The following is a 26116-nucleotide window of genomic DNA, read 5'->3' as shown; positions in this document are numbered from 1 at the left end:
ATGACAACCCAATACGGATTTTATATCGATTCCAGCCGTTGCACTGGTTGCAAGACTTGCGAGCTGGCCTGTAAAGACTACAAAAACTTAGGCCCGGACGTCAGCTTCCGCCGAATTTATGAATATGCGGGCGGTGACTGGCAAGAAGACAACGGTGTCTGGCAGCAAAACGTGTTTGCCTATTATCTGTCGATTGCCTGCAACCATTGTGAAGACCCCGCCTGCACTAAAGTTTGCCCAAGCGGTGCGATGCATAAACGAGAAGACGGTTTTGTGGTGGTAAACGAAGACATTTGTATTGGCTGCCGCTACTGCCATATGGCTTGCCCGTACGGTGCACCGCAATACAACGCAGAAAAAGGGCACATGACCAAATGCGATGGCTGTTATTCACGCATTGCAGAAGGGAAGAAACCAATTTGTGTGGAGTCTTGCCCGTTGCGTGCGCTGGATATGGCGCCGATTGCAGAGCTGCGTGAAAAATATGGTGAGCAAGCTGCCATTGCTCCACTGCCATCAGCACATTTCACGAAGCCAAATATTGTCATTAAACCCAACGCCAACAGCCGTCCTTGTGGGGATAAAACCGGCTATCTGGCAAACCCGAAGGAGGTGTGAGATGGGTAACGGATGGCATGAATGGCCGTTAATGGTCTTTACAGTTTTGGGGCAGTGCGTGGCGGGTGGTTTTATCGTCATGGCGCTGGCGTTGCTGACAGGGGGTTCCGATCGCGCACAGCAAAAGCGTGTGCAATGGACAATGATCGTATTGTGGGTGCTCATGGGCATTGGCTTTATGGCCTCTGTGCTTCACCTCGGTTCACCGCTGCGCGCCTTCAACTCACTCAATCGCATAGGTGATTCAGCGTTGAGCAATGAAATTGCCAGCGGTTCAGTCTTCTTCGCGGTCGGCGGGTTTTGGTGGTTGGTGACCGTACTGGGCAAAATGCCACAGGCGATCGGGAAAATGTGGATGATCCTGGCCATGATTCTTGGCGTGGTTTTTGTCTGGATGATGTGCAAGGTTTACCTGATTGATACCGTTCCAACGTGGTATAGCGCGTATACACCGCTCAGTTTCTTCCTGACGATGTTTATCGGCGGGCCACTATTGGGTTACTTATTGCTGCGTGTCGCGGGTGTAACCGGCTGGGGGATGCGCATTCTTCCCGCAGTTTCCCTGCTGGCTGTTGTGATCAGTACCGCGGTGGTGATGCTGCAGGGCATGGAACTGGCAACGATTCAAAGCTCGATTGCGCAGGCTTCAGCATTGGTACCGGAATACGGCGCGTTGATGTCCTGGAGACTGCTGGTGTTAGCTGCGGCTTTGGTTTGCTGGATTGTTCCACAGCTCAAAGGTGGGCAGGCGAGCCCCGCAGTGTTGGCATTCGCTTTTGTGTTGGTCATCGCGGGCGAACTGATTGGCCGCGGTGTTTTCTACGGTCTGCATATGACTGTTGGCATGGCGATAGCCAGCTAACCAGCTATCACAATGAAATGCGCCTGCGGGCGCATTTTTTATTTTCGCATAAGAAAATATCATCCAACTCACCATGAAATTTTTCATCCAATCCGCTTCGATTCACAATCCCTGATCTCATCAAAAACAGAGAGATAGCTTTTTCACTCAACGCTTAGTTCACAAGTTGAATAAGTTTTTCAAATCGACAGACTGTGAATCGGGTCAGGCCCCGTCAGCACTGGATTGACAATCATTTTGCTGGTGGCATGATGCGCACAAATTTATTCTCTTCCTCGCGGTTTTTACATGTCCATCTATACCCGGCCAGTCATGCTTTTGCTCTGCGGTCTGATGCTTTTGACCCTGGCAATCGCGGTTTTAAATACGCTGGTTCCACTCTGGTTAGCTCACGAAAATCTTCCTACATGGCAAGTCGGGATGGTCGGGTCGTCGTATTTTACCGGGAATCTGGTGGGTACGCTGATGACTGGCTGGCTGATAAAGCGCCAGGGATTCAACCGTAGCTACTATCTTGCATCGCTGATTTTCGCGGCGGGTTGTGCAGGACTTGGGTTAATGACCGGGTTCTGGAGCTGGATGATGTGGCGTTTCATCGCAGGAATTGGCTGCGCGATGATTTGGGTGGTTGTCGAGAGTGCGCTGATGTGCAGCGGGACGTCGCGTAACCGTGGACGCCTGCTGGCGGCTTACATGATGGTTTATTACGTCGGCACGGTACTTGGCCAATTGATGATAAGCAAAATGCCGACAGATATAGCCAGCGTTTTGCCGTGGATAACTGCATTAACACTGGCCGCGATTCTTCCGCTGCTCTTCGCCCGCATTGTAAACGATCGCAGCGAAAATCAAGAGGCGACTCCCGTATGGCCAATGCTGCGTTTGCGTCATGCGCGCCTTGGGGTGAACGGCTGTATTATTTCAGGGATTGTTCTCGGTTCTCTGTATGGGTTAATGCCGCTGTATTTAAACCATCAGGGTGTCAGTGATGCCGGGATTGGTTTCTGGATGGCGGTAATGGTCAGCGCGGGGATTGTTGGACAATGGCCGGTTGGTCGTCTGGCCGATCGATTTGGTCGTTTATTAGTGCTTCGTGTCCAGGTGTTTATTGTGATTCTGGGTTGCATGGCAATGCTGAGTCACGCCGCAATGGGGCCAACGTTATTTGTTCTTGGGGCGGCTGGATTCACACTCTACCCGGTGGCAATGGCCTGGGCTTGCGAGAAAGTTGAACACCATCAGTTGGTCGCAATGAATCAGGCCTTACTGTTGAGTTACACCGTAGGCAGCTTGCTTGGCCCAACGTTTACATCGATGCTGATGCAAAGCTATTCGGACAGTTTATTGTTTGTGATGATTGCTGGTGTGGCATTTGTTTACTTATTGATGCTGCTGCGCAAAGCGGGGCACCACACTACGCCTGTCGCTCATGCCTGATAAAAATAGACCCTCATGCGAGGGTCTATTTTCTAGTACATCACTTTGTGACCGTACTGTTCCAGAATGCCTTTAACGCGTTCCATGGTCTCTTTCTTCGGTGGATGCACGCCGTCGAGTTTATACTCTTCGCCCATTGCCACCCATTTGTGCTTGCCCAGCTCGTGGTACGGCAACAATTCAATTTTCTCTACATTGCCCATATCTCGCGTGAACTCACCAAGACGATGCGCAGAATCGTCATCGTCTGACCAGCCAGGAACAACAACGTAGCGAATCCAGACGTTAATATTTTTATCAGACAAATAGCGCGCAAACTCGAGAGTACGATGGTTTGAAACACCAACCAGATTCTGGTGAATCTCGTCGTTCATTTGTTTCAAATCGAGCATCACCAGGTCAGTCACTTCAAGCAATTCATCAATGACTGGATCGTAGCGGCGTACAAAACCGTTGGTATCCAGACAGGTATGAATACCTTCTTTACGGCAGGCACGGAACCAGTCACGAACAAACTCGGCTTGCAAAATAGCTTCACCACCCGATGCTGTGACCCCGCCGCCAGAGGCATTCATGAAGTGTCGATAGGTCACCACTTCTTTCATCAGTTCTTCAACGGTAACCTCTTTGCCGCCGTGTGTATCCCATGTGTCACGGTTATGGCAATACAGGCAGCGCATAAGGCAGCCCTGGAAAAAGGTGATAAAACGAATACCGGGACCATCCACGGTACCGCAGGATTCAAAGGAATGAATTCGGCCAATTACTGACATTGCGGTGTTCTCTCCAGTATTGGCTGATGCTCAATGGCATCAACCAGGTTGAGCGCGGTCTTTAAACAGATTGCCGCGTCGAATCAATTTTGCAAGATATCCTAAACGTAGCAGTTATCTTGCAAAATAGGTTCTGACATAAGAAAAGGCCCCACCGAGGTGGAGCCTTTATTCTACGCCTTTTCAGACAAACCGTGAATTACATGTTTTGAGTGAAGGTACGGGTAATAACGTCCTGCTGTTGTTCTTTAGTCAGGGAGTTAAAACGTACAGCGTAACCAGATACACGAATGGTCAGCTGAGGATATTTCTCAGGGTGTTCCATCGCATCCAGCAGCATTTCACGGTTCATTACGTTCACGTTCAGGTGTTGACCACCTTCGATGGACGATTCGTGGTGGAAGTAACCATCCATCAGACCCGCGAGGTTAGTTTTACGAACTTCGTCGTCTTTACCCAGTGCGTTAGGAACGATAGAGAAGGTATAAGAAATACCATCTTTAGCGTAAGCAAACGGCAGTTTAGCAACGGAAGTCAGAGAGGCAACAGCACCTTTCTGATCACGACCGTGCATTGGGTTAGCACCTGGACCGAATGGAGCGCCTGCACGACGACCGTCTGGGGTGTTACCGGTTTTCTTACCATAAACCACGTTAGAGGTGATGGTCAGAACAGACTGAGTCGGGATAGCGTTACGGTAAGTAGTCAGTTTCTGAATTTTCTTCATGAAACGTTCTACCAGGTCAACAGCGATGTCATCTACGCGAGAATCGTTGTTACCGAACATTGGGTATTCGCCTTCGATTTCGAAGTCTACAGCCAGGCCGTCTTCGTCACGAACAGGTTTAACTTTCGCATATTTGATTGCAGACAGGGAGTCAGCTGCAACAGACAGACCCGCGATACCACAAGCCATAGTGCGAACAACGTCACGGTCATGCAGAGCCATCAGAGACGCTTCGTAGCTGTACTTATCATGCATGTAGTGAATGATGTTCAGCGCAGTGACGTACTGTTTAGCCAACCAGTCCATGAAGTGGTCAAGACGATCCAGAACGTTATCGTAGTCCAGAACGTCAGCCATGATTGGCGCTTCTTTAGGACCGATCTGAATTTTCAGTTTTTCATCAACGCCACCGTTGATTGCATACAGCATGGTTTTCGCGAGGTTAGCACGAGCACCGAAGAACTGCATTTGCTTACCAACGATCATTGGGCTCACGCAGCATGCGATTGCGTAGTCATCGTTGTTAAAGTCAGGGCGCATCAGATCATCGTTCTCGTATTGCAGAGAAGAAGTATCGATGGAAACTTTAGCGGCGAATTTCTTGAAGTTCAGTGGCAGTTTTTCAGACCACAGAATAGTGATGTTCGGCTCCGGAGACGGCCCCATGGTGTACAGGGTGTTCAGGAAACGGAAGCTAGATTTAGTAACCAGAGTACGACCATCTACACCCATACCGGCGATAGATTCGGTCGCCCAGATTGGGTCACCAGAGAACAGCTCATCATACTCAGGGGTACGCAGGAAGCGAACCATACGCAGTTTCATGACCAGGTGGTCAATCATTTCCTGTGCTTCAAGCTCGGTGATTTTACCAGCTTTCAGGTCACGTTCGATGAATGCATCCAGGAAGGTGGATACACGACCGAAGGACATTGCAGCGCCGTTCTGAGATTTAACTGCAGCCAGGTAGCCGAAGTAAGTCCACTGAATAGCTTCTTGAGCATTTTTAGCAGGACCAGAGATATCGCAGCCATATTTAGCAGCCATTTCTTTGATCTGGCCCAGAGCACGGTGTTGCTCGGAGATTTCTTCACGCAGACGAATTGTTGCTTCCAGGTCTTCGCCGTTTTCCAGTTTGCTCTGCAGAGAGTTGAACTGAGCGAATTTGTCTTTCATCAGGAAGTCGATGCCGTACAGTGCTACGCGACGGTAATCACCGATGATACGACCACGGCCATAAGCATCCGGCAGACCGGTGATTACGCCTGATTTACGGCAGTTCAGGATGTCTTTGGTATAAACGTCAAACACACCCTGGTTGTGGGTTTTGCGGTATTCGGTGAAGATCTTCTTAAGCATTGGGTCAAGTTCACGACCGTATACTTTGCAAGAACCTTCAACCATTTTGATGCCACCAAACGGAATAATTGCACGTTTCAGTGGAGCATCAGTCTGCAGGCCAACGATAGTTTCGAGGGACTTGTTGATGTAACCAGCATCATGAGAGGTGATGGTGGAAGCGAGGTCAGTATCGAAGTCAACAGGCGCGTGAGTGCGGTTTTCCTGTTTAACGCCTTCCATGACGTTGTCCCACAATGTGGTAGTTGCTTCAGTAGCACCTGCCAGGAAGGACTCGTCACCCTCGTAAGGGGTGTAGTTTTTCTGAATAAAGTCACGCACGTTGACTTCATTCTGCCAGTCACCTTTGGCAAAACCTTCCCAGGCTGTGGCTAACTTCTCATTAAGCTCGGACATTTAACACCTACCTTCTAATGTGGATTTCTTATTCCCTACACGACGGCTAGCACTTAGTGCTTATCACCACCGCGTAGATAAATTACCCAGTACGTCAACCCAACCAGTACGCCGCCACCGATAATGTTCCCAATAGTCACTGGGATCAGGTTATCTGTGATGAAGTTCAATACGGTCAAGTGAGTGAAATTGTCCGGAGACGACCCAACTGCGGTCCAGAATTCCGGGCTTGCAAAGTTGCGTACTACGATACCCAAAGGGATCAAGAACATGTTTGCGATACTGTGCTCAAAACCACTAGCAACAAACATGGCGACCGGGAGAATCATAGCAAACATCTTGTCCATCAAACTGCGACCCGAGTAGCTCATCCAGACAGCCAGACAGACCATCAGGTTAGCCAAAATACCCAGGCACACAGCTTCAATAAAGGTGTGGTGCATTTTATGGTCTGCGGTTTGAAGCACATTCAGACCCCACGCACCGTTTGCTGTCATGTACATACCTGACAACCAAATCAACACCACGAACATCAAAGCACCGAACAGGTTACCGATGTAAACGTTGACCCAGTTCTTCGCGAGTTGACCCCAGGTGATACGGCCACTGGCTTTAGCAACAACAATCAACACGGTAGAAGTGAAGAGGTCGGCACCGCAGACAACGCACAGGATAAGCCCTAAGGAGAAGCAAGTACCGCCAATCAGCTTCGCAATCCCAAACGGAATGGTCGAAGTACCGGTGGTCGCAGTGATGTAAAAGACAAAGGCAATCGAGATGAACATCCCCGCCGTGATCGCTAAATAAAACGTGGTCAGCGGGTGCTTTGTTGCTTTATAGACGCCAGCGTCTTCGGCGACTTTCGCCATAGCGGCTGGGAGCAATAGATCAAAAGGGTTGTCAGCTTTCACACTAACTCTCTCTTATTTAATTCGGCGACGAGATACTAACAAAGCATTATAGAGTAAAATTTGATATGGATCATATCTCGCCAAGCTTATAGGCCTGATAAAAGCAGGTGTTTACCTGATTTTCAGTTTAAGTTATTGATACTTTTGATAAAAATAAAGTTTAAAATTTATAATGTAATTTGATATTTAGCCTCAACGCTCCTGTGTCGGGGTAATTAGAATGGAGTATTTCTATAATTTGGCAACATTATTTGTAGTTTAATATAATAATATTTCACCAATATTTAACTATTGAGTCACAAATGAAATTATTACGCTGCCAATAAAAACACGGGGCAATAAAAATCGCCCCGTAATATAGCGTAAACATCATGGTTTACGCACCTTTGAGTTTAGTTTTGTTACTTTATTTCCAGAAAGCCGCTTTTGCGCGTTGCAGTTTTTCATACGCCGCTAACAACGCCTGATGGGCAGGGAACGCTTTCAAATCGCTATCTACAGCTTGCAGGCCATAGAATGGCGCTTCACCACTCAGAGCAGCACTTGCCGCTTCTACTGTTTCTGCGCCGTACATACGCACGAAGGCATTCAGATATTGCAGCGGTTGGCGGTCTTCTTCCATCGCCAGTAGCAGCAGGGTTTGCAGGCAGCGATAGTAGTTCGCACGCTCAGGGCTGAAAATAGACGCGTTGAATTCCATCGTCCATTCCGTCCAGATAAGCGCTTGTTCGGTGTCACCGCCAGCCAGTGCCAGCATGGCTTTCAATTCACCAATACGCAGCGTATACCAGCCATTGTCTTTACCTGTCGCCAGACCAAGCAGCTCGCGGACACGGGTGAAATCATCGTGGCCTTCTTCATCTAACTGAGAAATCAGATCGAGATAATCTTGCTTCTCCCACTCACTGCCTGGTAATGACAGAATGGTGTCACGCAAGTGATAGCCCATACTGTTGTTAGCCAGCAGCAGATCTTCGGCAGGATAAATATCGGACATACCAGGAACGATGATGCGGCAAGCGTAAACATCAAGATGCTGGTAGTCAGCGATATAAACTTCCTGGTCTTCTGCATTAAAGATTGCCATCAATGTGGCAAATTCTTCTTCTGTGGTTCCAGAGAAGCTCCAGTCAACAAATGGATAGTCGGCATCTTGCTTGAACATATCCCAGGAGATCAGACCGCTGGAGTCGATAAAGTGAGTTTCGAGATTGGCATGCTCGGCAACTTCTTCGTCATCAAAGGTCGGAGGAGTGAAGACATCCAGATCTTTAAGGCCACGCCCCTGCAGCAGTTCAGTCACGGTACGTTCCAGCGCAACACCAAAATCAGGGTGGGCACCGAACGACGCAAAACACGTGCCGTTTGCTGGGTTGAATAACACCACGCAAATAACCGGATATTTGCCACCTAATGAACCGTCATACGCGAAGATTGGGAATCCTTCAGCTTCCAGAGTGGCGATTGATTCGACCACGCCAGGATAGCGAGCCAGCACTTCCTGCGGGATTTCCGGCAGGCTAATGCTTTCCGCGATAATGCGATTTTTAATGTAACGCTCAAAAACTTCTGAAAGTCCCTGAACACGGGCTTCGTTTGCGGTGTTCCCTGCAGACATCCCATTAGAAACATACAAGTTCCCGATGATGTTCATCGGAATATAAACGGTTTCTTGATCGGATTGACGGGTAAACGGCAGTGCGCAGATGCCGCGCTCTTCATTGCCGGATTGCAGATCAATCAGCATACCTGCGGTGACTTCGTTCTCAGGATCGTAAAACGCGCGCAGACGATCGTCGAGAATGCCTTCCGGCAGTTGCTCATCTTCAGGAATTGGGAACCACTTCTCGTTTGGATAATGCACAAACGGGCCATTGGCGATGGTTTTACCTAACCAGAAATCAGCAAAGAAATAGTTAGTCGACAAACGCTCGAAATATTCGCCCAGCGCTGAAGCCAAAGCGGCTTTTTTAGTCGCGCCTTTACCATTGGTAAAGCACAGCGCGCTGTCTTTATCACGGATATGCACTGACCAGACGTTTGGCACAGGGTTTAACCAGGAAGCTTCTTCTATATTAAAGCCAAGATCGGCGAGCTTGGTCTGGAAGCGAGCGATGGAATCTTCCAGTGCGGCATCTTTGCCAGGAATAAAGGTTTGAGTCATGAGGTTTCACTTTTGTCGTACGCAAAGCGCGCAATGATACGGGTTTTAGCCGACTGACACCATTGTCAGCAGCCAGCAGGCGGCGATAGCATAACAGGCTATGCTTACTGTCAGTAACCCACTGTAATGGCGGTAAAAATGAAGAGCTTTGATCTTCAACGTATGGCATTAAACGACGTCCCACTCGATTTTCTCTGGGAGGTCGCTTTTCGTAGCCTCTATACCTTTATATTAGTGTTCCTGTTTTTAAAGATAACGGGGCGGCGTGGCGTTCGGCAGATGTCGTTGTTTGAAGTGTTGATAATCTTAACGCTTGGCTCGGCGGCAGGCGATGTGGCGTTTTATCATGACGTACCGATGCTACCTGTGTTGATTGTTTTCGTCACATTGGGGCTGCTTTATCGTCTGGTGATGTGGCTGATGAGCCACAGTGAAAAACTTGAAAACCTGTTTGAAGGAAAACCTTCCGTCATTATCGAAGAGGGGGAGTTTTCCTGGGAAAAAATGAAGTCGCAAAACATGACTGAATTTGAGTTTTTTATGGAGCTACGCTTGCTGGGCGTAGAGCATCTCGGGCAAGTTCGTCTGGCGATACTTGAAACCAACGGCCAGATAAGCGTCTATTTCTTTCCTGATAAACTCGTCAGGCCGGGTTTACCGATTTTGCCTGAGCACTGCTGCGAACGGTTTATTAAAATGCCGGAAGATGCGGATTATGCCTGTATCCATTGCAGTGAAGTCGTGGCGTTGAATGCAAATGATGAAATTGCTTGCCCGCGCTGTGCTCATAAAGTTTGGGTTAAGGCCAGTACCGCCACGCGAGTGACCTGACGGGCATTTATCGGGTGTTTAATTCATCGATTAGATGAATCTGTTGTGTGATTTTGCGCACATTCCCGCAGCGCACCTGATTAACCATTGCAGCCTCCGCGAGTGAATGATAAAACCGATACCGTGAAAAAATCTTATTGCTCTTAGCGTGGTGAGGGGAAATGACTCAGGTATACAATTTTAGTTCCGGCCCGGCGATGCTACCGGCTGAAGTGCTTCGTCGTGCGCAAAGTGAACTCTGCGACTGGCAAGGCTTAGGCACCTCCGTAATGGAGATTAGCCACCGTGGTAAAGAGTTTATTCAGGTAGCTGAAGAAGCTGAAAAAGATTTTCGCTTTCTGCTGCAAATCCCCTCGAACTACAAAGTTTTGTTCTGTCACGGTGGCGGTCGCGGCCAATTCGCTGGTGTACCTTTAAACCTGCTGGGTGACAAAACTAGCGCTGACTATGTTGATGGCGGCTATTGGGCGAGTAGTGCAGTAAAAGAAGCGCACAAATACTGCACGCCAAATGTTATTGATGCGAAAGTGACAGTTGATGGCCTGCGCGCGCTCAAACCGATGAGCGAGTGGCAGGTTTCTGAAGATAGTGCCTACTTGCACTATTGCCCGAATGAAACCATCGACGGCATCGCAACTCACGAAATGCCAGACTTTGGCGATAAGGTTGTGGTTGCCGATTTCTCATCCTCGATTTTGTCGCACTCGCTCGACATTAGCCGTTTCGGCGTAATTTACGCTGGTGCTCAGAAAAACATCGGTCCAGCCGGTTTGACGTTGGTTATCGTGCGTGAAGATTTGCTCGGCAAGGCGCATAAAGCGTGCCCGTCAATTCTTGACTACACCGTGCTTAATGAAAACGACTCCATGTTTAATACCCCACCAACATTCGCCTGGTATCTTTCTGGTCTGGTCTTTAAATGGCTGAAGGAACAAGGTGGTGTGGAAGTCATGGACAAAATTAACCGTGAGAAAGCGAGCCTGTTATACGGTGTGATTGATAAAAGCGATTTTTACCGTAACGATGTTGCTCCGGCCAACCGTTCGCGCATGAATGTCCCATTCCAGTTGGCTGATAGCGCGCTTGATAAGCTCTTCCTCGAAGAGTCGTTTACTGCAGGTCTACACGCATTGAAAGGCCACCGTGTTGTAGGCGGAATGCGTGCTTCTATCTACAATGCGATGCCACTCGAAGGTGTTAAAGCGTTAACTAACTTCATGATCGACTTTGAGCGTCGCCACGGTTAATTGCTGCTCGTTGTTATTCTCCCCGCGGCATGGTTCGCGGGGTTTTTATTCTGTTTGAGTTGAGAGTATTTACCCCATGCTGGAATCCCTGACGTTACAACCCATCGCATTGGTCGACGGCACGATTAATCTTCCTGGTTCAAAAAGTGTCTCTAATCGCGCTCTGCTGCTTGCAGCACTGGCGCATGGCACGACTGAACTGACTAATTTGCTGGATAGCGATGACGTTCGTCATATGCTCAACGCACTGAAAGCATTGGGAGTAAGTTATACACTTTCAGCCGATCGTACACGTTGTGAAGTGACCGGCATGGGTGGGCCATTGCAAGCCGCGGGCGAGCTGGAACTGTTCTTAGGGAATGCGGGTACGGCGATGCGCCCACTGGCGGCGGCACTGTGTCTGGGTAGCAATAACATCGTGCTGACCGGTGAACCACGCATGAAAGAACGTCCGATTGGCCATTTGGTTGATGCTTTACGTCAGGGCGGCGCTCAGATTGATTATCTGGAACAAGAAAATTATCCGCCATTGCGTTTGCGTGGTGGTTTTAGCGGTGGCCAGGTTGCCGTCGATGGCAGCGTTTCCAGCCAGTTTTTGACCGCGCTTTTAATGACGGCACCGTTGGCGGAAAACGACACTGAAATCACTATCAAAGGTGACCTGGTATCGAAACCGTATATCGACATCACCTTACATCTGATGAAAACCTTTGGTGTGGATGTAGAAAACCGCGACTACCGCTGTTTTGTGATTCGTAGTAGCCAGCAGTACTCCTCTCCAGGGGCTTATTTGGTGGAAGGCGATGCCTCTTCAGCTTCTTACTTCCTTGCGGCTGGTGCAATCAAAGGCGGTACGGTAAAAGTGACGGGCATCGGTCGTAATAGCGTTCAAGGCGATATCCGTTTTGCCGATGTGCTGGAAAAAATGGGTGCGAAAGTCACCTGGGGTGATGATTTCATCTCCTGCGAGCGCGGCGAATTAAACGCCATTGATATGGATATGAACCATATCCCAGACGCAGCAATGACTATCGCTACTACGGCTTTATTTGCCAAAGGTACGACCACTCTACGTAATATTTATAACTGGCGTGTAAAAGAAACTGACCGTTTGAGCGCTATGGCAACTGAACTGCGTAAAGTGGGCGCAATAGTGGAAGAGGGGGAGGATTACATTACCGTGACTCCACCAGCTCAGCTGCAAGTTGCTGAAATTGGAACTTATAACGATCACCGTATGGCTATGTGCTTCTCGCTGGTGGCGTTGTCAGATACTCCAGTGACCATCCTTGATCCGAAATGTACGGCAAAAACTTTCCCGGACTATTTCGAACAGTTAGCACGTATTAGCACCCTCAAGTAATGCACCACCACTTGCTCCGGTAACGTTGAGTGCCGGAGTAAATTCTCAATATCCTGCATAAGATCAACTCCGTTTTCGTACCTCCGCTTTCATTGCACCCGCTTGTACCACTGTTAATCTCACGTCCGATTTGATCAACAAATCGATGATTTATTTCATGTATAGCTCATCAACGGAAGATAACTATGAAGACTTTCAAAAAGGTAGTATTGGCAGTGTTAATGGCGGGGTCTCTGGTAGCGTGTAAGAACATGAATGGCGATAAACTGGCATCGTCCGGAATGTCGGCCTTCAAAGCCGCAACACTCAGCGATGCGGATGTTAAGGCAGTGGCAAACCAGTCCTGTAAGCAGGCAGATAGTGAAAACCAACTCGCGGGTAAATCCAGCAAATATGCCAAACGCTTGAACAAAATTGCCAAGGCTCTTGGGAATCAGATCGACGGAACACCAGTGAATTACAAAGTTTATTTGACCAGCGATATCAATGCCTGGGCGATGGCCAACGGCTGTGTACGTGTCTACAGCGGCTTAATGGACATGATGACCGATAACGAAGTTGAAGGTGTTCTTGGTCATGAAATGGGTCACGTAGCCTTGGGTCATTCAAAGGAAAAACTGCAAACAGCCTATGCCACTATGGCGGCCAGGGATGCAGTTTCTGCAACCAGCGGAGTGGCATCACAGTTATCTCAGTCACAACTTGGTGATTTAGCAGAAGCGGCGATTAATGCGACGTTCTCGCGCAGTGAAGAGTCAGAAGCGGATGATTTCTCATATGATCTCCTCAAAAAACGCAAAATAAATACTCAAGGACTGGCAAGCAGTTTTGATAAGCTTGCAACGCTTGATGGTGGTGCATCGAAGTCTATGTTTGATTCACATCCGCCATCAGTTGAACGTGCACAACATGTCCGTGACCGCATAGCAGCAGATAAAAAATAAACTACCTCTCTGAATTTGGGGCTGGTTTTTTCCAGCCCCACCTCAAGTTGCGCAATTCTTCTACACTCAACCTCATTAAAGACGATAATTGGCAGGAAAGATAACGGTCAGGATTCTGGCAGCGTATAATATGCGGCGTTTCTATTTTAGGTCCGTAATTCCAGCAAGAGGAGAGTACGATGACGGCACCCGCCCCAGTAATAACAATTGATGGTCCAAGCGGCGCAGGTAAAGGCACGCTGTGTAAAGCCATGGCGGAAGCGTTACAGTGGCATCTGCTTGATTCTGGAGCAATTTATCGAGTTCTGGCATTGGCGGCCTTACATCACCAGGTTGATGTAACCTCCGAAGATACGCTAGTCCCACTTGCTGCCCACCTTGATGTGCGTTTTGTTGCCAATGAAGGCAACCTGGAAGTCATCCTTGAAGGAGAAGACGTCAGCGCAGAAATTCGTACTCAGGAAGTTGCGAATGCAGCCTCTCAGATAGCTGCTTTCCCACGTGTTCGTGAAGCATTGCTGCGCCGTCAGCGCGCATTCAGAGAAGCGCCGGGACTGATTGCTGATGGCCGTGATATGGGCACCGTGGTTTTCCCTGACGCACCAGTAAAAATCTTCCTTGACGCCTCTTCTGAAGAGCGTGCGCGTAGACGTATGCTACAGTTGCAGGAGAAGGGCTTTAGTGTTAACTTTGAGCGCCTTTTGGCAGAAATAAAAGAACGTGATGACCGTGACCGTAATCGTGCAATAGCACCGTTAGTGCCCGCCGCAGATGCGCTGGTGCTGGATTCAACCAGCATGTCCATTGACGACGTCATCAAACAAGCGCTTACTTATGCGCAGAAAATTTTAACACCAGCTCAATAGTGAATATTGCGCTGGTGTAAGTTTTGTCATATTTGTCATGATATTGCCATAGTGGTATCCTGACATATCGGGTAGTTTTTTACCCCTGTAACCTAAACCCTGTCGGCATGGAGCCAATGGCGGGGTATGTGAAACAACCCCATTCGGCGGGACGCTAAATGGACGTTAAACTAAAGAACCTTGAAGATTAACAACATGACTGAATCTTTCGCTCAACTCTTTGAAGAATCCCTGAAAACAATCGAAACCCGTCCGGGTTCCATCGTTCGTGGCGTAGTAGTTGCTATCGACAAAGATATCGTACTGGTTGACGCTGGTCTGAAATCTGAGTCTGCAATTCCTGTAGAGCAGTTCAAAAATGCTGCTGGCGAACTGGAAATCCAGGTTGGTGACGAAGTTGATGTTGCTCTGGACGCTGTTGAAGATGGCTTTGGCGAAACTCTGCTGTCCCGTGAAAAAGCTAAGCGTCACGAAGCTTGGATCACGCTGGAAAAAGCTTACGAAGAAGCTGAAACTGTGGTCGGTATCATCAACGGCAAAGTTAAGGGTGGCTTCACTGTAGAGCTGAACGGTATTCGTGCGTTCCTGCCAGGTTCACTGGTAGATGTTCGTCCGGTACGTGACACTCTGCACCTGGAAGGCAAAGAGCTTGAGTTCAAAGTCATCAAGCTGGACCAGAAGCGTAACAACGTTGTTGTTTCTCGTCGTGCAGTTATCGAATCAGAAAACAGCGCAGAACGTGATCAACTGCTGGAAAACCTGCAAGAAGGCATGGAAGTTAAAGGTATCGTTAAGAACCTTACTGACTACGGTGCATTCGTTGATCTGGGCGGCGTTGACGGCCTGCTGCACATCACTGATATGGCATGGAAACGCGTTAAGCATCCAAGCGAAATCGTGAATGTTGGCGATGAAATTACCGTTAAAGTACTGAAGTTCGACCGTGAGCGTACTCGTGTGTCTCTGGGTCTGAAGCAACTGGGCGAAGATCCATGGGTCGCAATCGCTAAGCGTTATCCAGAAGGTACCAAACTGACTGGTCGCGTGACTAACCTGACTGATTACGGCTGCTTCGTGGAAATCGAAGAAGGCGTTGAAGGTCTGGTTCACGTTTCCGAAATGGATTGGACCAACAAAAACATCCACCCATCCAAAGTTGTTAACGTTGGTGATGTAGTGGAAGTTATGGTTCTGGATATCGACGAAGAACGTCGTCGTATCTCCCTGGGTCTGAAGCAGTGCAAATCTAACCCATGGCAGCTGTTCGCTGAAACCCACAACAAGGGCGACCGCGTTGAAGGTAAAATCAAGTCTATCACTGACTTCGGTATCTTCATCGGCCTGGACGGTGGCATCGACGGCCTGGTTCACCTGTCTGATATCTCCTGGAACGTTGCAGGCGAAGAAGCAGTTCGTGAATACAAGAAAGGCGACGAAATCGCGGCTGTGGTTCTGCAAGTTGACGCAGAACGTGAGCGTATCTCCCTGGGTGTTAAACAACTCGCAGAAGATCCGTTCAACAACTACGTTGCACTGAACAAGAAAGGTACTATCGTTACTGGTAAAGTAACAGCAGTTGACGCGAAAGGTGCTACAGTTGAATTAGCAGATGGCGTAGAAGGCTACCTGCGTGCTTCTGAAGCTTCCCGTGACCGCGTTGAAGATGCAACTCTGGTTCTGAGCGTAGGCGACGACGTTGAAGCTAAATTCACTGGCGTTGACCGTAAAAACCGTGTTGTAAGCCTGTCTGTTCGTGCTAAGGACGAAGCTGACGAGAAAGATGCAATCGCTACTGTTAACAACAAACAGGAAGATGCACCAAACTTCTCTAACGCTATGGCTGAAGCATTCAAAGCAGCTAAAGGCGAGTAATCGTCTGAGCACTTAAATCAGGGCGGCTACGGCCGCCCTTGTTCGATTGATAGGTGTAAGTTAATTTTCCTGAAAGGAAACCGGAGGAATCATGACCAAGTCAGAATTGATAGAAAGACTTGCAACTCAGCAATCTCACATCCCGGCGAAAGCTGTAGAAGATGCAGTGAAAGAGATGCTGGAGCATATGGCCTCTACACTCGCCCAAGGTGAGCGTATTGAAATCCGGGGTTTCGGCAGTTTTTCCTTACACTATCGCGCACCTCGCACCGGACGTAACCCAAAAACTGGCGATAAAGTGGATCTGGAAGGTAAGTACGTTCCGCACTTTAAACCAGGTAAAGAATTACGTGACCGCGCCAACATTTACGGTAATTAAGTCTTAGGATTTAATTCTCAAGAACGGCACCTTCGGGTGCCGTTTTTTTATGCCAAAAATCACAGTTTTCGATTCCGCTCGCAAATTATTCGGCTGTATTTTCATGCAGCTCCGAAAGCCTGGAACCCTTCTCGAAGAACTGATTATCCATAGCTGACGTCATTTTTTAATACTTCACACTGCCTTTAACAAGGAGGTAGTCGTGAGGAATTCAATCGGATTATGTTGCAGTGCAATTATTGGCATTCTGCCTCTGGCGTGGCTGGCCAATATTCCTGATATGCCAATTATCGCAGTCATCCTCTTTGCGGCAGTATGCACTGGACTCATCCCGCATCTGTCTGCGCGCTATATCGCTTTTGGTTTGTTGTGCTTTTGCTGGGCGTTACTGAACGCCAGAGCTAGTCTTATGCCTGTCGAACAATGGTCCGGCAAACCTATTACGGTTGAAGCGGTGATGGCCCGAACTGATGGAAAGCAAAATCACGATTGGGAAATGGTATCGGTAGAAGGAAAGGTAATTTTTCCACCTGTTGGTATCAGAAGTCGTGGTGGCTACTTACCGGCTAGCGTTTGCGCAGGGCAACGCTGGCGCATGAAACTGCAACTGCGGCCAGTACATGGGCAACTGAACGAAGGCGGTTTTGATAGCCAAAGATATGCTCTTGCACAACATCAACCATTGAGTGCACGTATTATTTCGGCTGATCCCATTACGCAGCGCTGCAGTTTACGGGCTCAATGGTTATCCGCTGTTCAATTTTCGACTCAATCACTCCCCAATCAGGGCGTGATTTTGGCATTAGCATTTGGTGACCGCTCGGCAGTGAATGATGAGCAGAAAAACCTGCTTCGCCAGAGCGGCACGGCTCACCTTATGGCCATCTCAGGGATGCACATCTCACTGGCTGCGATGGTGGGTTGGTTAATCGCTCGTTTAATACAACTGAGTTTTCCTGCACATCGAGTTCATTTCAGAATGCCACTCTTAGCCAGTGTCATAGCCGCCGCTGCTTATACCTGGCTGGCAGGGGGAAACCCTCCGGCTGTCAGAGCGCTGATTGGGGTCATTATCTGGCTTTTTCTACGGCTACAGGGGCGATGCTGGTCCGGGTGGGAGGTCTGGCTTTGCTGCATCACGGGTATTCTGATTTATGACCCTCTTACTGTTTTGTCAGACAGTTTTTGGCTATCGGCACTGGCTGTTGCCTCACTCATTTTCTGGTATCAATGGATGCCACTGCCACAAAGTGTACTAACGACGAAATGGTTTTATCGTTATCCACTCGCTTTAATGCACCTGCAGGTTGGCATCATGGTTTTGCTGATGCCACTACAAATTTTCATTTTCCACGGTATTAGCCTTAGCGCGTTAATAGCGAACTTACTCGCAGTACCGCTGATTACTTTTATCGTCGTGCCATTGTTATTAGCGGGATTAGTGCTTACCAGTATCCCGTGGATAGGAGAACATTTGTGGTGGGGTGTAGATCGTCTGCTGGCGCTACTTTTTACATCGTTGTCGCTATTACCTGACGGCTGGCTGGAAGTAGATGACCGTTTTCAGCTTTTGAGTTTGTGTGGCTGGCTGGCGATTATTATCCATAGGTTGGCGTTATGGCGCAGCTCGTCGTTTTCGGTGATAGCGCTGATCCTGTCCCTGGTTGTTTCCACAATGCGGCCTGAGAAAAAAGACGGCTCGTGGCAAATCACCATGTTAGATGTCGGGCACGGTCTGGCGATTGCGATTATCCGGCAAGGAAAGGTCTTTCTATACGATACCGGGAACGCCTGGCCCGGTGGTGATGCGGCTCAGCAAGTTATTATTCCATGGCTGCGTTGGCATAATCTAACCCCAGAGCAAGTCGTCATTAGCCACGAGCACCTTGATCATCGCGGTGGTTTAATCAGTTTGCAGCGCGAATGGCCAGCGTTAAAAATTCACAGTCCACTGCGTTGGGCAGGGCATCACCCTTGTTTTCAAGGGGAGGAATGGCAATGGCGGGGTTTGAAGTTTACTGCGTTGTGGCCTCCAGATCAGCCAGTAAAGACGGGTAATAATGGCTCTTGTGTGGTGATGGTCAGCGACGGGAACTTTCGTATCTTGTTAACCGGTGATGTGGAAGTTGAAGCTGAATTAGCTATGCTCAAGAGACGATGGGATATCTTACATGCTGATATTATTCAGGTTCCTCATCATGGTAGTCGCACATCTTCGGTTGCACCGCTGCTGCGTGCAGTTTCTGGAGGTGCTGCACTTGCCTCTACATCGCGTTATAACGCCTGGCATTTACCTTCCGGGAAAGTGGTTAAACGCTACCAGGCGCAAGGATATAAATGGTATGACACGGCGCAATCAGGCCAGCTGACTATCGATATAAATAGTGATAAATGGCAAATCAATGGCTTCAGAGAACAAATTTCACCCCGTTGGTATCATCAGTGGTTTGGTGTATCCCGGGATAATGGGTAGAATATGCGGCTATTTCATCTAATGCTGGTTTACTGAATGCATAACGATAAAGATCTTTCCACATGGCAGACCTTCCGCCGCCTTTGGCCGATGATTGCTCCTTTCAAGCCGGGTCTGATTGTGGCTGGTATTGCGTTAATCCTAAACGCTGCCAGTGATACCTATATGCTGTCTTTGCTTAAACCGTTACTGGATGATGGTTTTGGAAAAACTGATAAATCAGTGCTGCTATGGATGCCGCTGGTTGTTATCGGGCTGATGGTGCTGCGTGGTGCGACGAGTTACGTCTCCAGCTATTGCATCTCGTGGGTCTCTGGGCAGGTAGTTATGAACATGCGTCGTCGCTTGTTCAGCCACATGATGGGCATGCCGGTTTCGTTTTTTGACCAGCAGTCCACTGGTACGCTGCTCTCGCGCATTACTTACGATTCCGAACAAGTTGCTTCCTCTTCATCTAGCGCATTGATAACGGTCGTGCGTGAAGGCGCATCTATCATTGGCCTGTTTGTGCTGATGTTTTGGTATAGCTGGCAGCTTTCTTTGATTCTGATTGTACTGGCTCCTATCGTTTCCTTCGCGATTCGTATGGTTTCCAAACGTTTCCGTAATATCAGCAAAAACATGCAGAACACGATGGGGCAGGTCACCACCAGTGCGGAGCAAATGCTGAAAGGCCATAAAGAAGTGCTGATCTTCGGCGGCCAGGAAGTGGAAACAGAACGTTTTAATAAAGTCAGTAACCGTATGCGCCGGCAGGGTATGAAACTGGTTTCGGCCTCATCTATTTCTGACCCTATCATTCAGTTGATTGCCTCTTTAGCTCTGGCTTTTGTGATTTACGCAGCAAGCTTCCCGAGTGTGATGGAAACGCTGACAGCCGGTACCATCACCGTGGTCTTCTCTTCAATGATCGCTCTGATGCGCCCATTGAAATCCCTGACAAACGTCAACGCTCAGTTCCAGCGCGGTATGGCTGCTTGCCAAACGTTGTTCTCTATTCTCGATTCTGAGCAAGAGAAAGACGAAGGGAAACGTGTTATTGAGCGCGCTAAAGGTGATGTTGAATTCCGTGATGTGACCTTTACCTATCCGGGGCGTGAAGTGCCAGCTCTGCGCAAGATTGACCTGTCGATCCCAGCGGGTAAGACCGTGGCGTTGGTGGGGCGTTCTGGCTCAGGTAAGTCTACTATCGCAAGCTTAATGACGCGTTTTTACGATATCCAGGAAGGCAGCATCACGATTGATGGGGTGGATATTCGTGAATACACCTTATCTTCGTTGCGTAATCAGGTCGCTCTAGTCTCGCAAAATGTTCACTTATTCAACGACACTGTTGCTAACAATATTGCCTATGCGCGTACTGAACAGTACAGCCGCGACGACATTGAAAAAGCGGCGCGTATGGCATATGCCATGGACTTTATCAGCAAGATGGATAATGGCCTGGATACCGTCATTGGTGAAAATGGTGTCTTGCTTTCAGGTGGTCAGCGTCAGCGTATCGCCATTGCGCGTGCACTATTGCGCGATAGCCCAATATTAATTCTCGATGAAGCGACTTCTGCTCTGGATACCGAGTCTGAGCGTGCCATTCAGGCAGCGTTAGATGAACTGCAGAAAAACCGTACCTCATTAGTCATTGCTCACCGCTTATCAACCATTGAACAGGCTGATGAAATTGTGGTGGTGGAAGACGGTCGTATCGTTGAGCGCGGTCCTCATGCAGAGTTGATTGAGCATCGTGGGGTTTACGCCCAGCTGCATAGAATGCAATTCGGTTCATGATAGAACGCATCTGGTCGGGAAAATCTCCCCTCTACCTTTTGCTATTACCGCTCTCCTGGCTTTATGGCCTGGTGAGCGGTGCTATACGTCTTTGCTACCGCTTAGGGATCAAAAAAACCTGGCGTGCTTCGGTACCGGTGGTCGTTGTTGGTAATCTGACAGCCGGTGGCAATGGTAAAACACCCGTTGTGATTTGGCTGGTTGAACAACTCCAGCAGCGTGGTATCCGTGTTGGAGTTGTCTCTCGCGGTTATGGTGGTAAATCCGAACACTACCCGTTGTTGCTTGATCAACACACCACAACGTCACAAGCAGGTGATGAGCCAGTGCTTATCTATCAGCGCACGGGTGCTGCCGTGGCAGTCGCGCCGCGCCGTAGTGAAGCGGTGAAAATGCTGGTGGAAAAAATCCAACCACAGTTAATCATTACCGATGATGGTTTGCAGCATTATGCGTTGGGGCGCGATAAAGAGATCGTGGTGGTTGATGGTGTTAGGCGTTTCGGTAACGGATGGTGGCTTCCAGCCGGGCCAATGCGCGAACGAATCGGGCGCCTGGCTTCGGTCGATGCCGTCATTACCAACGGGGGTGAACCTAAACCAGGTGAAATAGCGATGACGTTGCAACCCAGTGACGCCGTTAATCTGCTGACTGGTGAACGTCGCCCGGTACAAACGCTTGAAAGCGTTGTCGCTATGGCTGGAATTGGCCATCCGCCACGCTTTTTTGCCACCTTACAGCAATGTGGTGTCACTCCGATTCGGACTGTCAGTCTTTCCGACCATCAGGCGTTAAACGAAAGTGACGTCATAAAATTAGTTCAGCCAGGGGAAACCCTGATAATGACTGAAAAAGACGCTGTCAAATGCCGCTTATTTGTATCCGGCCACACTAACTGGTGGTATTTGCCGGTCGACGCACATTTAGCACAACCGCAGTCCGACGAGTTATTGCAGTCACTATTGGCGCTGGTGCGATAATTGTAAGTTACCGCATCGGAATTCGAGTTTGCTGACGACAAGGTTCATTCATGTCTGTACCGCAACTGACTTTACGTGCAGCCCGCAATCTTCATCTTGCCGCGCAAGGCTTACTGGTTAAGCCTCGCCGCCGTCCAAAACCTGCCGATGTTATTGCAGCCATCGACCGTATGTCGTTGCTCCAGATTGATACTATTAATATCGTGGCTCGAAGCCCGTATCTGGTGTTATTCAGTCGCTTAGGTCATTTCCCGCAAACGTGGCTTGATGATGCTCTTCTTAACGGCGATTTAATGGAGTATTGGGCGCATGAAGCCTGCTTTTTACCGAGAAAAGACTTTTCGCTAATACGTCATCGGATGCTGAACCCCGAAAAAATGGGCTGGAAGTACCGCCCTGAATGGATGGTCGAGCACGCCGAAGAGATTGAAAAACTCCTGGTTCACATTGAAAACAACGGCCCGGTACGATCTGCTGACTTTGAACATCCCCGTAAAGGCTCGAGCGGGTGGTGGGAATGGAAACCTCACAAGAAACATCTTGAGGGGTTATTCACCGCTGGGAAGGTCATGGTGATTGAGCGACGCAATTTTCAGCGTGTTTATGACTTGACCTCTCGCGTGATGCCGCACTGGAATGACGATTTGCATCTTATACAACAGCAGGATGCTGAACTGCAGATGCTGGAAAACAGCGCGCGCAGCCTTGGTATTTTCCGCCCTGAATGGCTGGCAGATTATTACCGATTGAAGAAGATCTCTCTCAAACCGTTGTTAACCCAATGGCAGGACAAGGGTAGCGCCATTCCGGTTAGCGTTGAGGGTATTGGCGAAATGTGGTTGCACAGTGACCTGTTCCCTTTACTGACTAAAGCTGAACAAAACACTTTGCGCGCCACCCACACCGCGGTGTTATCACCGTTTGATCCTGTGGTCTGGGATCGCAAGCGTGCCGAAGTACTGTTTAACTTCTCCTATCGCCTTGAATGCTATACCCCAGCCGAAAAACGCAGGTATGGATATTTTGTTCTGCCGCTGCTGCATCAGGGGGAGATTGTGGGGCGAGTCGATGCAAAAATGCACCGCAAATCCGCAGTGCTGGAAATTATCAGCTTATATCTTGAGGATGGCGTTAAGCCGAACCAGTCCTTAATTAAAGGTCTGCATACGGCATTCACAGACTTTGCTCATTGGCAGGGCGCGACACAGATTCGCCTGGGTAATATCCCTGCGTTATTCGCTTCATCATGGGGCGAAGGTTGGGAAATTAACCCGGAGAACGCGTGAGTTATGTTATCCTTTCGCCTTTGATGGCGGTCATTCTGGAGTAACCATGGATCATCGATTACTTGAAATCATCGCTTGCCCGGTTTGTAACGGCAAGCTCTACTTTAATCAGGAAAAGCAGGAGCTTATCTGCAAACCTGACCACCTGGCGTTTCCTCTGCGCGATGGTATTCCGGTGCTGCTGGAGACTGAAGCTCGAGTTCTGAATTCTGACGAGAAAAACCCATGAGTTTTGTGGCCATAATTCCTGCTCGCTTCGCCTCTACACGCTTGCCGGGCAAACCGCTTAAAGACATCAACGGCAAACCGATGGTCGTTCATGTGATGGAGCGCGCCCGCGAATCGGGTGCCGAGCGTATCATCGTTGCAACCGATCATGAAGACGTTGCTCGTGCCGTTGAAGCGGCGGGTGGTGAAGTTTGTATGACCCGCGCCGATCACCAATCTGGCACCGAACGCCTTGCCGAAGTCATTGAAAAATATGGTTTCAGTGATGATACCGTGATTGTGAATGTGCAGGGAGATGAGCCAATGATCCCTCCGGCGATCATTAGCCAGGTTGCCAGCAATCTGGCAAATAGCCAGGCGGGCATGGCCACGCTTGCGGTGCCAATCGACTCAGCGGAAGAAGCATTCAACCCGAACGCAGTAAAAGTGGTCATGGATGCGCAGGGCTACGCGCTTTATTTCTCCCGTGCGACGATTCCATGGGACAGAGACCGTTTTGCACAGTCTCGCGAAACCATTGGCGATACTCTGCTGCGCCATATTGGTATCTATGGTTATCGTGCAGGTTTTATTCGTCGTTACGTGACCTGGGAACCAAGCCAGCTCGAACAAATCGAAATGCTCGAACAATTGCGTGTGCTGTGGAATGGCGAAAAGATCCATGTCGCCGTCGCGAAAGAGATTCCGAGTATTGGGGTTGATACGCCTGAAGATTTGGAACGTGTGCGCCAGGCGATGCGCTAACGTTTTGAGTCGCAGTGTGGAACTTACCCCATGTATAAAAAAACCGGCATAGAACGCCGGTTTTTTTATTATCTAAAGGCATATTGATCTCAGGTGATGACATCCTGCGCTGGCAAGCTCATTATAAAAACACCAGTGTTGCAAGGGGTAATGAGTCATGGAGTTGCTACGCAAGGAATTGAGTCATCTGCTGGGTGAAAAACTAAGCCGGATAGAATGTATCAACGAACAGCCAAACACCGCGCTATGGTCGCTGTATGACAGCGAGGGTAATGCGATGTCTTTGCTGGCAAAAAGCTTTAGTTCCCGAGGCGTGGCTGCTCAGCTAGCCTGGAAAATGTCCATGCTCGCTCGCTCCGGCACGGTGCGTTTACCCGTGGTTTACGGGGTGGTAACGCATGATGATACGCCAGGGCCAGACGTGCTTTTAATGGAACGCTTGCGTGGCGTACCAGTGGAAGCGCCAACCCGCACTCCAGACCGTTGGGAACATCTGAAAGACCAAATTGTGGAAGGGCTGCTAGCCTGGCACCGCGTTGATAGCCGCGGCTGCGTCGGGAACGTCGACAGCACACAAGAAAATATCTGGCCATCATGGTATCGGCAACACGTCGAAACACTGTGGGCAACCCTCAATCAATATCCCAACAATGGCCTGACCATGCAGGACCGTCGCATCCTGTTCCGTACCCGCGAATGTTTACCGCGCTTATTCGAAGATTTCAACGATAACTGCGTGCTGGTGCACGGCAACTTTTCGCTCAGTAGCATGTTGAAAGACGGGCGTAGCGACCAGTTACTGGCGATGGTAAATCCTGGAATGACGCTTTGGGCACCGCGCGAATATGAAATATTCCGCCTGTATGAACAAGGGCAGTCGGAAAGCCTGCTGTGGCATTACTTGCAACGCGCACCCGTTGCTGAGTCGTTTGTGTGGCGGCGCTGGTTATACGTCTTATGGGATTGCATAGCGCAACTGTTGCAGTCAGGCCGACTAAACCGACCCGCCTTTGATGTCGCGTCGAAAAATTTACTGCCCTGGATCTCCTGACGCCCCCTTGAGCCATTGCCAGACGCGTCCTACCGTTTCATAAATGGCACGATCGCTGTGCATTAACCAAACCGGAGCCGGGATAATTCGCTCCCATGGATTAAGTGGCGACGCAATGGCCAGTTGATTGGCTGGTGCCGGGCGTGGATTCAATCCAGCATGACGGAAAAAAATCATCGCACGTGGCAGATGTGACGCGGAACTCACCAGTAAAAATGGCTGGTGGCCAAGAGTTTTCGCGACGGCTGCCGCTTCTTCCTCAGTATCTTTCGGTTCTTCCAGCGTGATGATTTGTGAGCGCGGAATCCCCAGACTTTCTGCCACCCGAGCACCAGCCTCTGCGGTGCTAACCGGATTTGTCAGCGCTCGCGCACCGGTAAAGATCATCTTCGCACCTGGGTTTGCCTGCCACAAACGCACCGCTTCAGTCACTCGTGGCAAACTATTGCTGATGAGATTGGAACTTGGTGCCCATTCCGGGTTCCATGTATAGCCGCCACCGAGCACCACAATGTAATCCACTTTTTCACTACCGCGCCAGGTTGGGTAGGTATCTTCGATGGGTTTGAGCATTTTGTCAGCCACCGGTTGCAGGCTAATCAGTAGTAAAACTAACCAACTCACGCTTAATAAGGCTTTTGCGCTTTTTTGCCAGCGGCTGAACCACAGTAAGCAAAGCGCAAAACCCATCATCAATAACAAAAAAGGTAAGGGGAGCAGCAGCCCGCCGATATATTTTTTCAGGATAAAAAGCATGAATTATGGGTCCTTTTTTAGCCATACAGCAGGTAAACAGGGGTGATATTACACCAGACGGGTT

22 protein-coding genes are annotated in these 26116 nt (G+C 49.2%); 17 read left to right on the top strand and 5 right to left on the bottom strand.

What is annotated here, in order from left to right; translation table 11 throughout:
- From D8682_RS07665 to D8682_RS07655, 3 genes are all read left to right on the top strand, one after another.
- Positions 1-618 (top strand): DMSO/selenate family reductase complex B subunit, encoded by a 618-nt coding sequence (locus D8682_RS07665; protein WP_064548249.1) that lies wholly within the window; start codon positions 1-3, stop codon positions 616-618.
- Position 619: 1 nt separating this feature from the next.
- Positions 620-1480 carry a dimethyl sulfoxide reductase anchor subunit family protein gene (locus D8682_RS07660; protein WP_121813954.1) on the top strand — a complete coding sequence of 287 codons (861 nt, stop codon included), beginning with the start codon at positions 620-622 and terminating at the stop codon, positions 1478-1480.
- Positions 1481-1768: 288 nt separating this feature from the next.
- Positions 1769-2917: an MFS transporter gene (locus D8682_RS07655; RefSeq protein WP_064548245.1), complete on the top strand. Its 1149-nt coding sequence runs from the start codon at positions 1769-1771 to the stop codon at positions 2915-2917.
- A 32-nt stretch (positions 2918-2949) separates the two neighbouring features.
- Here the strand turns inward: D8682_RS07655 and pflA are convergent, their stop codons facing one another.
- The 4 genes from pflA to ycaO all read right to left on the bottom strand — a co-directional run bounded on the left by pflA (position 2950) and on the right by ycaO (position 9247).
- The gene (gene pflA / locus D8682_RS07650) at positions 2950-3690 is read right to left on the bottom strand and encodes a pyruvate formate lyase 1-activating protein (protein WP_064548243.1); all 741 of its coding nucleotides are present in this window, start codon (positions 3688-3690) and stop codon (positions 2950-2952) included.
- Positions 3691-3889: 199 nt separating this feature from the next.
- Complete coding sequence (pflB, locus tag D8682_RS07645; protein WP_121813953.1) at positions 3890-6172, bottom strand: formate C-acetyltransferase; 2283 nt, start codon at positions 6170-6172, stop codon at positions 3890-3892.
- A 53-nt stretch (positions 6173-6225) separates the two neighbouring features.
- The gene (gene focA / locus D8682_RS07640) at positions 6226-7083 is read right to left on the bottom strand and encodes a formate transporter FocA (protein WP_064548239.1); all 858 of its coding nucleotides are present in this window, start codon (positions 7081-7083) and stop codon (positions 6226-6228) included.
- A 406-nt stretch (positions 7084-7489) separates the two neighbouring features.
- Positions 7490-9247 (bottom strand): 30S ribosomal protein S12 methylthiotransferase accessory factor YcaO, encoded by a 1758-nt coding sequence (ycaO, locus tag D8682_RS07635; protein WP_064548237.1) that lies wholly within the window; start codon positions 9245-9247, stop codon positions 7490-7492.
- A gap of 138 nt (positions 9248-9385) precedes the next feature.
- On the opposite strand from ycaO, the gene D8682_RS07630 reads away from it, so the two are divergent.
- The 14 genes from D8682_RS07630 to D8682_RS07565 all read left to right on the top strand — a co-directional run bounded on the left by D8682_RS07630 (position 9386) and on the right by D8682_RS07565 (position 25296).
- The gene (locus tag D8682_RS07630) at positions 9386-10078 is read left to right on the top strand and encodes a DUF421 domain-containing protein (RefSeq protein ID WP_064548235.1); all 693 of its coding nucleotides are present in this window, start codon (positions 9386-9388) and stop codon (positions 10076-10078) included.
- Positions 10079-10239: 161 nt separating this feature from the next.
- Positions 10240-11325, top strand: coding sequence for a 3-phosphoserine/phosphohydroxythreonine transaminase (serC, locus tag D8682_RS07625; protein WP_121813952.1), 1086 nt, complete (start codon positions 10240-10242; stop codon positions 11323-11325).
- Positions 11326-11404: 79 nt separating this feature from the next.
- Positions 11405-12688: a 3-phosphoshikimate 1-carboxyvinyltransferase gene (aroA, locus tag D8682_RS07620; protein WP_121815660.1), complete on the top strand. Its 1284-nt coding sequence runs from the start codon at positions 11405-11407 to the stop codon at positions 12686-12688.
- Between the two features lie 185 nt (positions 12689-12873).
- Complete coding sequence (locus tag D8682_RS07615) at positions 12874-13632, top strand: M48 family metallopeptidase (RefSeq protein WP_064548231.1); 759 nt, start codon at positions 12874-12876, stop codon at positions 13630-13632.
- Between the two features lie 179 nt (positions 13633-13811).
- Positions 13812-14498: a (d)CMP kinase gene (gene cmk, locus D8682_RS07610; protein ID WP_064548229.1), complete on the top strand. Its 687-nt coding sequence runs from the start codon at positions 13812-13814 to the stop codon at positions 14496-14498.
- Between the two features lie 195 nt (positions 14499-14693).
- Complete coding sequence (gene rpsA, locus D8682_RS07605; RefSeq protein WP_034456368.1) at positions 14694-16370, top strand: 30S ribosomal protein S1; 1677 nt, start codon at positions 14694-14696, stop codon at positions 16368-16370.
- Positions 16371-16461: 91 nt separating this feature from the next.
- Complete coding sequence (gene ihfB, locus D8682_RS07600; protein WP_034456367.1) at positions 16462-16749, top strand: integration host factor subunit beta; 288 nt, start codon at positions 16462-16464, stop codon at positions 16747-16749.
- Between the two features lie 202 nt (positions 16750-16951).
- Entirely contained in the window at positions 16952-19222 is a 2271-nt protein-coding gene (locus tag D8682_RS07595) for a ComEC family protein (protein WP_121813951.1), read from the top strand.
- Positions 19223-19258: 36 nt separating this feature from the next.
- Positions 19259-21007, top strand: a complete 1749-nt coding sequence (gene msbA / locus D8682_RS07590; RefSeq protein ID WP_064548225.1) for a lipid A ABC transporter ATP-binding protein/permease MsbA — start codon at positions 19259-19261, stop codon at positions 21005-21007.
- Positions 21004-21987, top strand: coding sequence for a tetraacyldisaccharide 4'-kinase (gene lpxK, locus D8682_RS07585; RefSeq protein ID WP_121813950.1), 984 nt, complete (start codon positions 21004-21006; stop codon positions 21985-21987). Before msbA ends, lpxK begins: the two co-directional genes overlap by 4 nt.
- A 50-nt stretch (positions 21988-22037) precedes the next feature.
- Positions 22038-23273, top strand: coding sequence for a winged helix-turn-helix domain-containing protein (locus D8682_RS07580; protein ID WP_121813949.1), 1236 nt, complete (start codon positions 22038-22040; stop codon positions 23271-23273).
- A 46-nt stretch (positions 23274-23319) separates the two neighbouring features.
- On the top strand, positions 23320-23502 hold the full coding sequence (gene ycaR, locus D8682_RS07575; protein WP_064548219.1) for a protein YcaR: 183 nt from the start codon (positions 23320-23322) through the stop codon (positions 23500-23502).
- On the top strand, positions 23499-24245 hold the full coding sequence (gene kdsB, locus D8682_RS07570) for a 3-deoxy-manno-octulosonate cytidylyltransferase (RefSeq protein WP_121813948.1): 747 nt from the start codon (positions 23499-23501) through the stop codon (positions 24243-24245). The genes ycaR and kdsB overlap by 4 nt, the downstream gene beginning before the upstream one ends.
- A 157-nt stretch (positions 24246-24402) precedes the next feature.
- A complete protein-coding gene (locus D8682_RS07565; RefSeq protein WP_064548215.1) occupies positions 24403-25296 on the top strand; it encodes a YcbJ family phosphotransferase in 894 nt (297 codons plus the stop codon).
- Here the strand turns inward: D8682_RS07565 and elyC are convergent.
- Positions 25276-26052, bottom strand: a complete 777-nt coding sequence (gene elyC, locus D8682_RS07560) for an envelope biogenesis factor ElyC (RefSeq protein ID WP_121813947.1) — start codon at positions 26050-26052, stop codon at positions 25276-25278. The two genes, D8682_RS07565 and elyC, sit on opposite strands and share 21 nt — an antisense overlap.
- Between the last annotated feature and the right edge of the window lie 64 nt (positions 26053-26116).

Source organism: Buttiauxella sp. 3AFRM03 (genome assembly GCF_003675305.1).
GTDB lineage: Bacteria > Pseudomonadota > Gammaproteobacteria > Enterobacterales > Enterobacteriaceae > Buttiauxella > Buttiauxella ferragutiae.
Note: the sequence above shows the minus strand (reverse complement) of the source record. Positions and strands in the feature narration are given on the sequence as shown.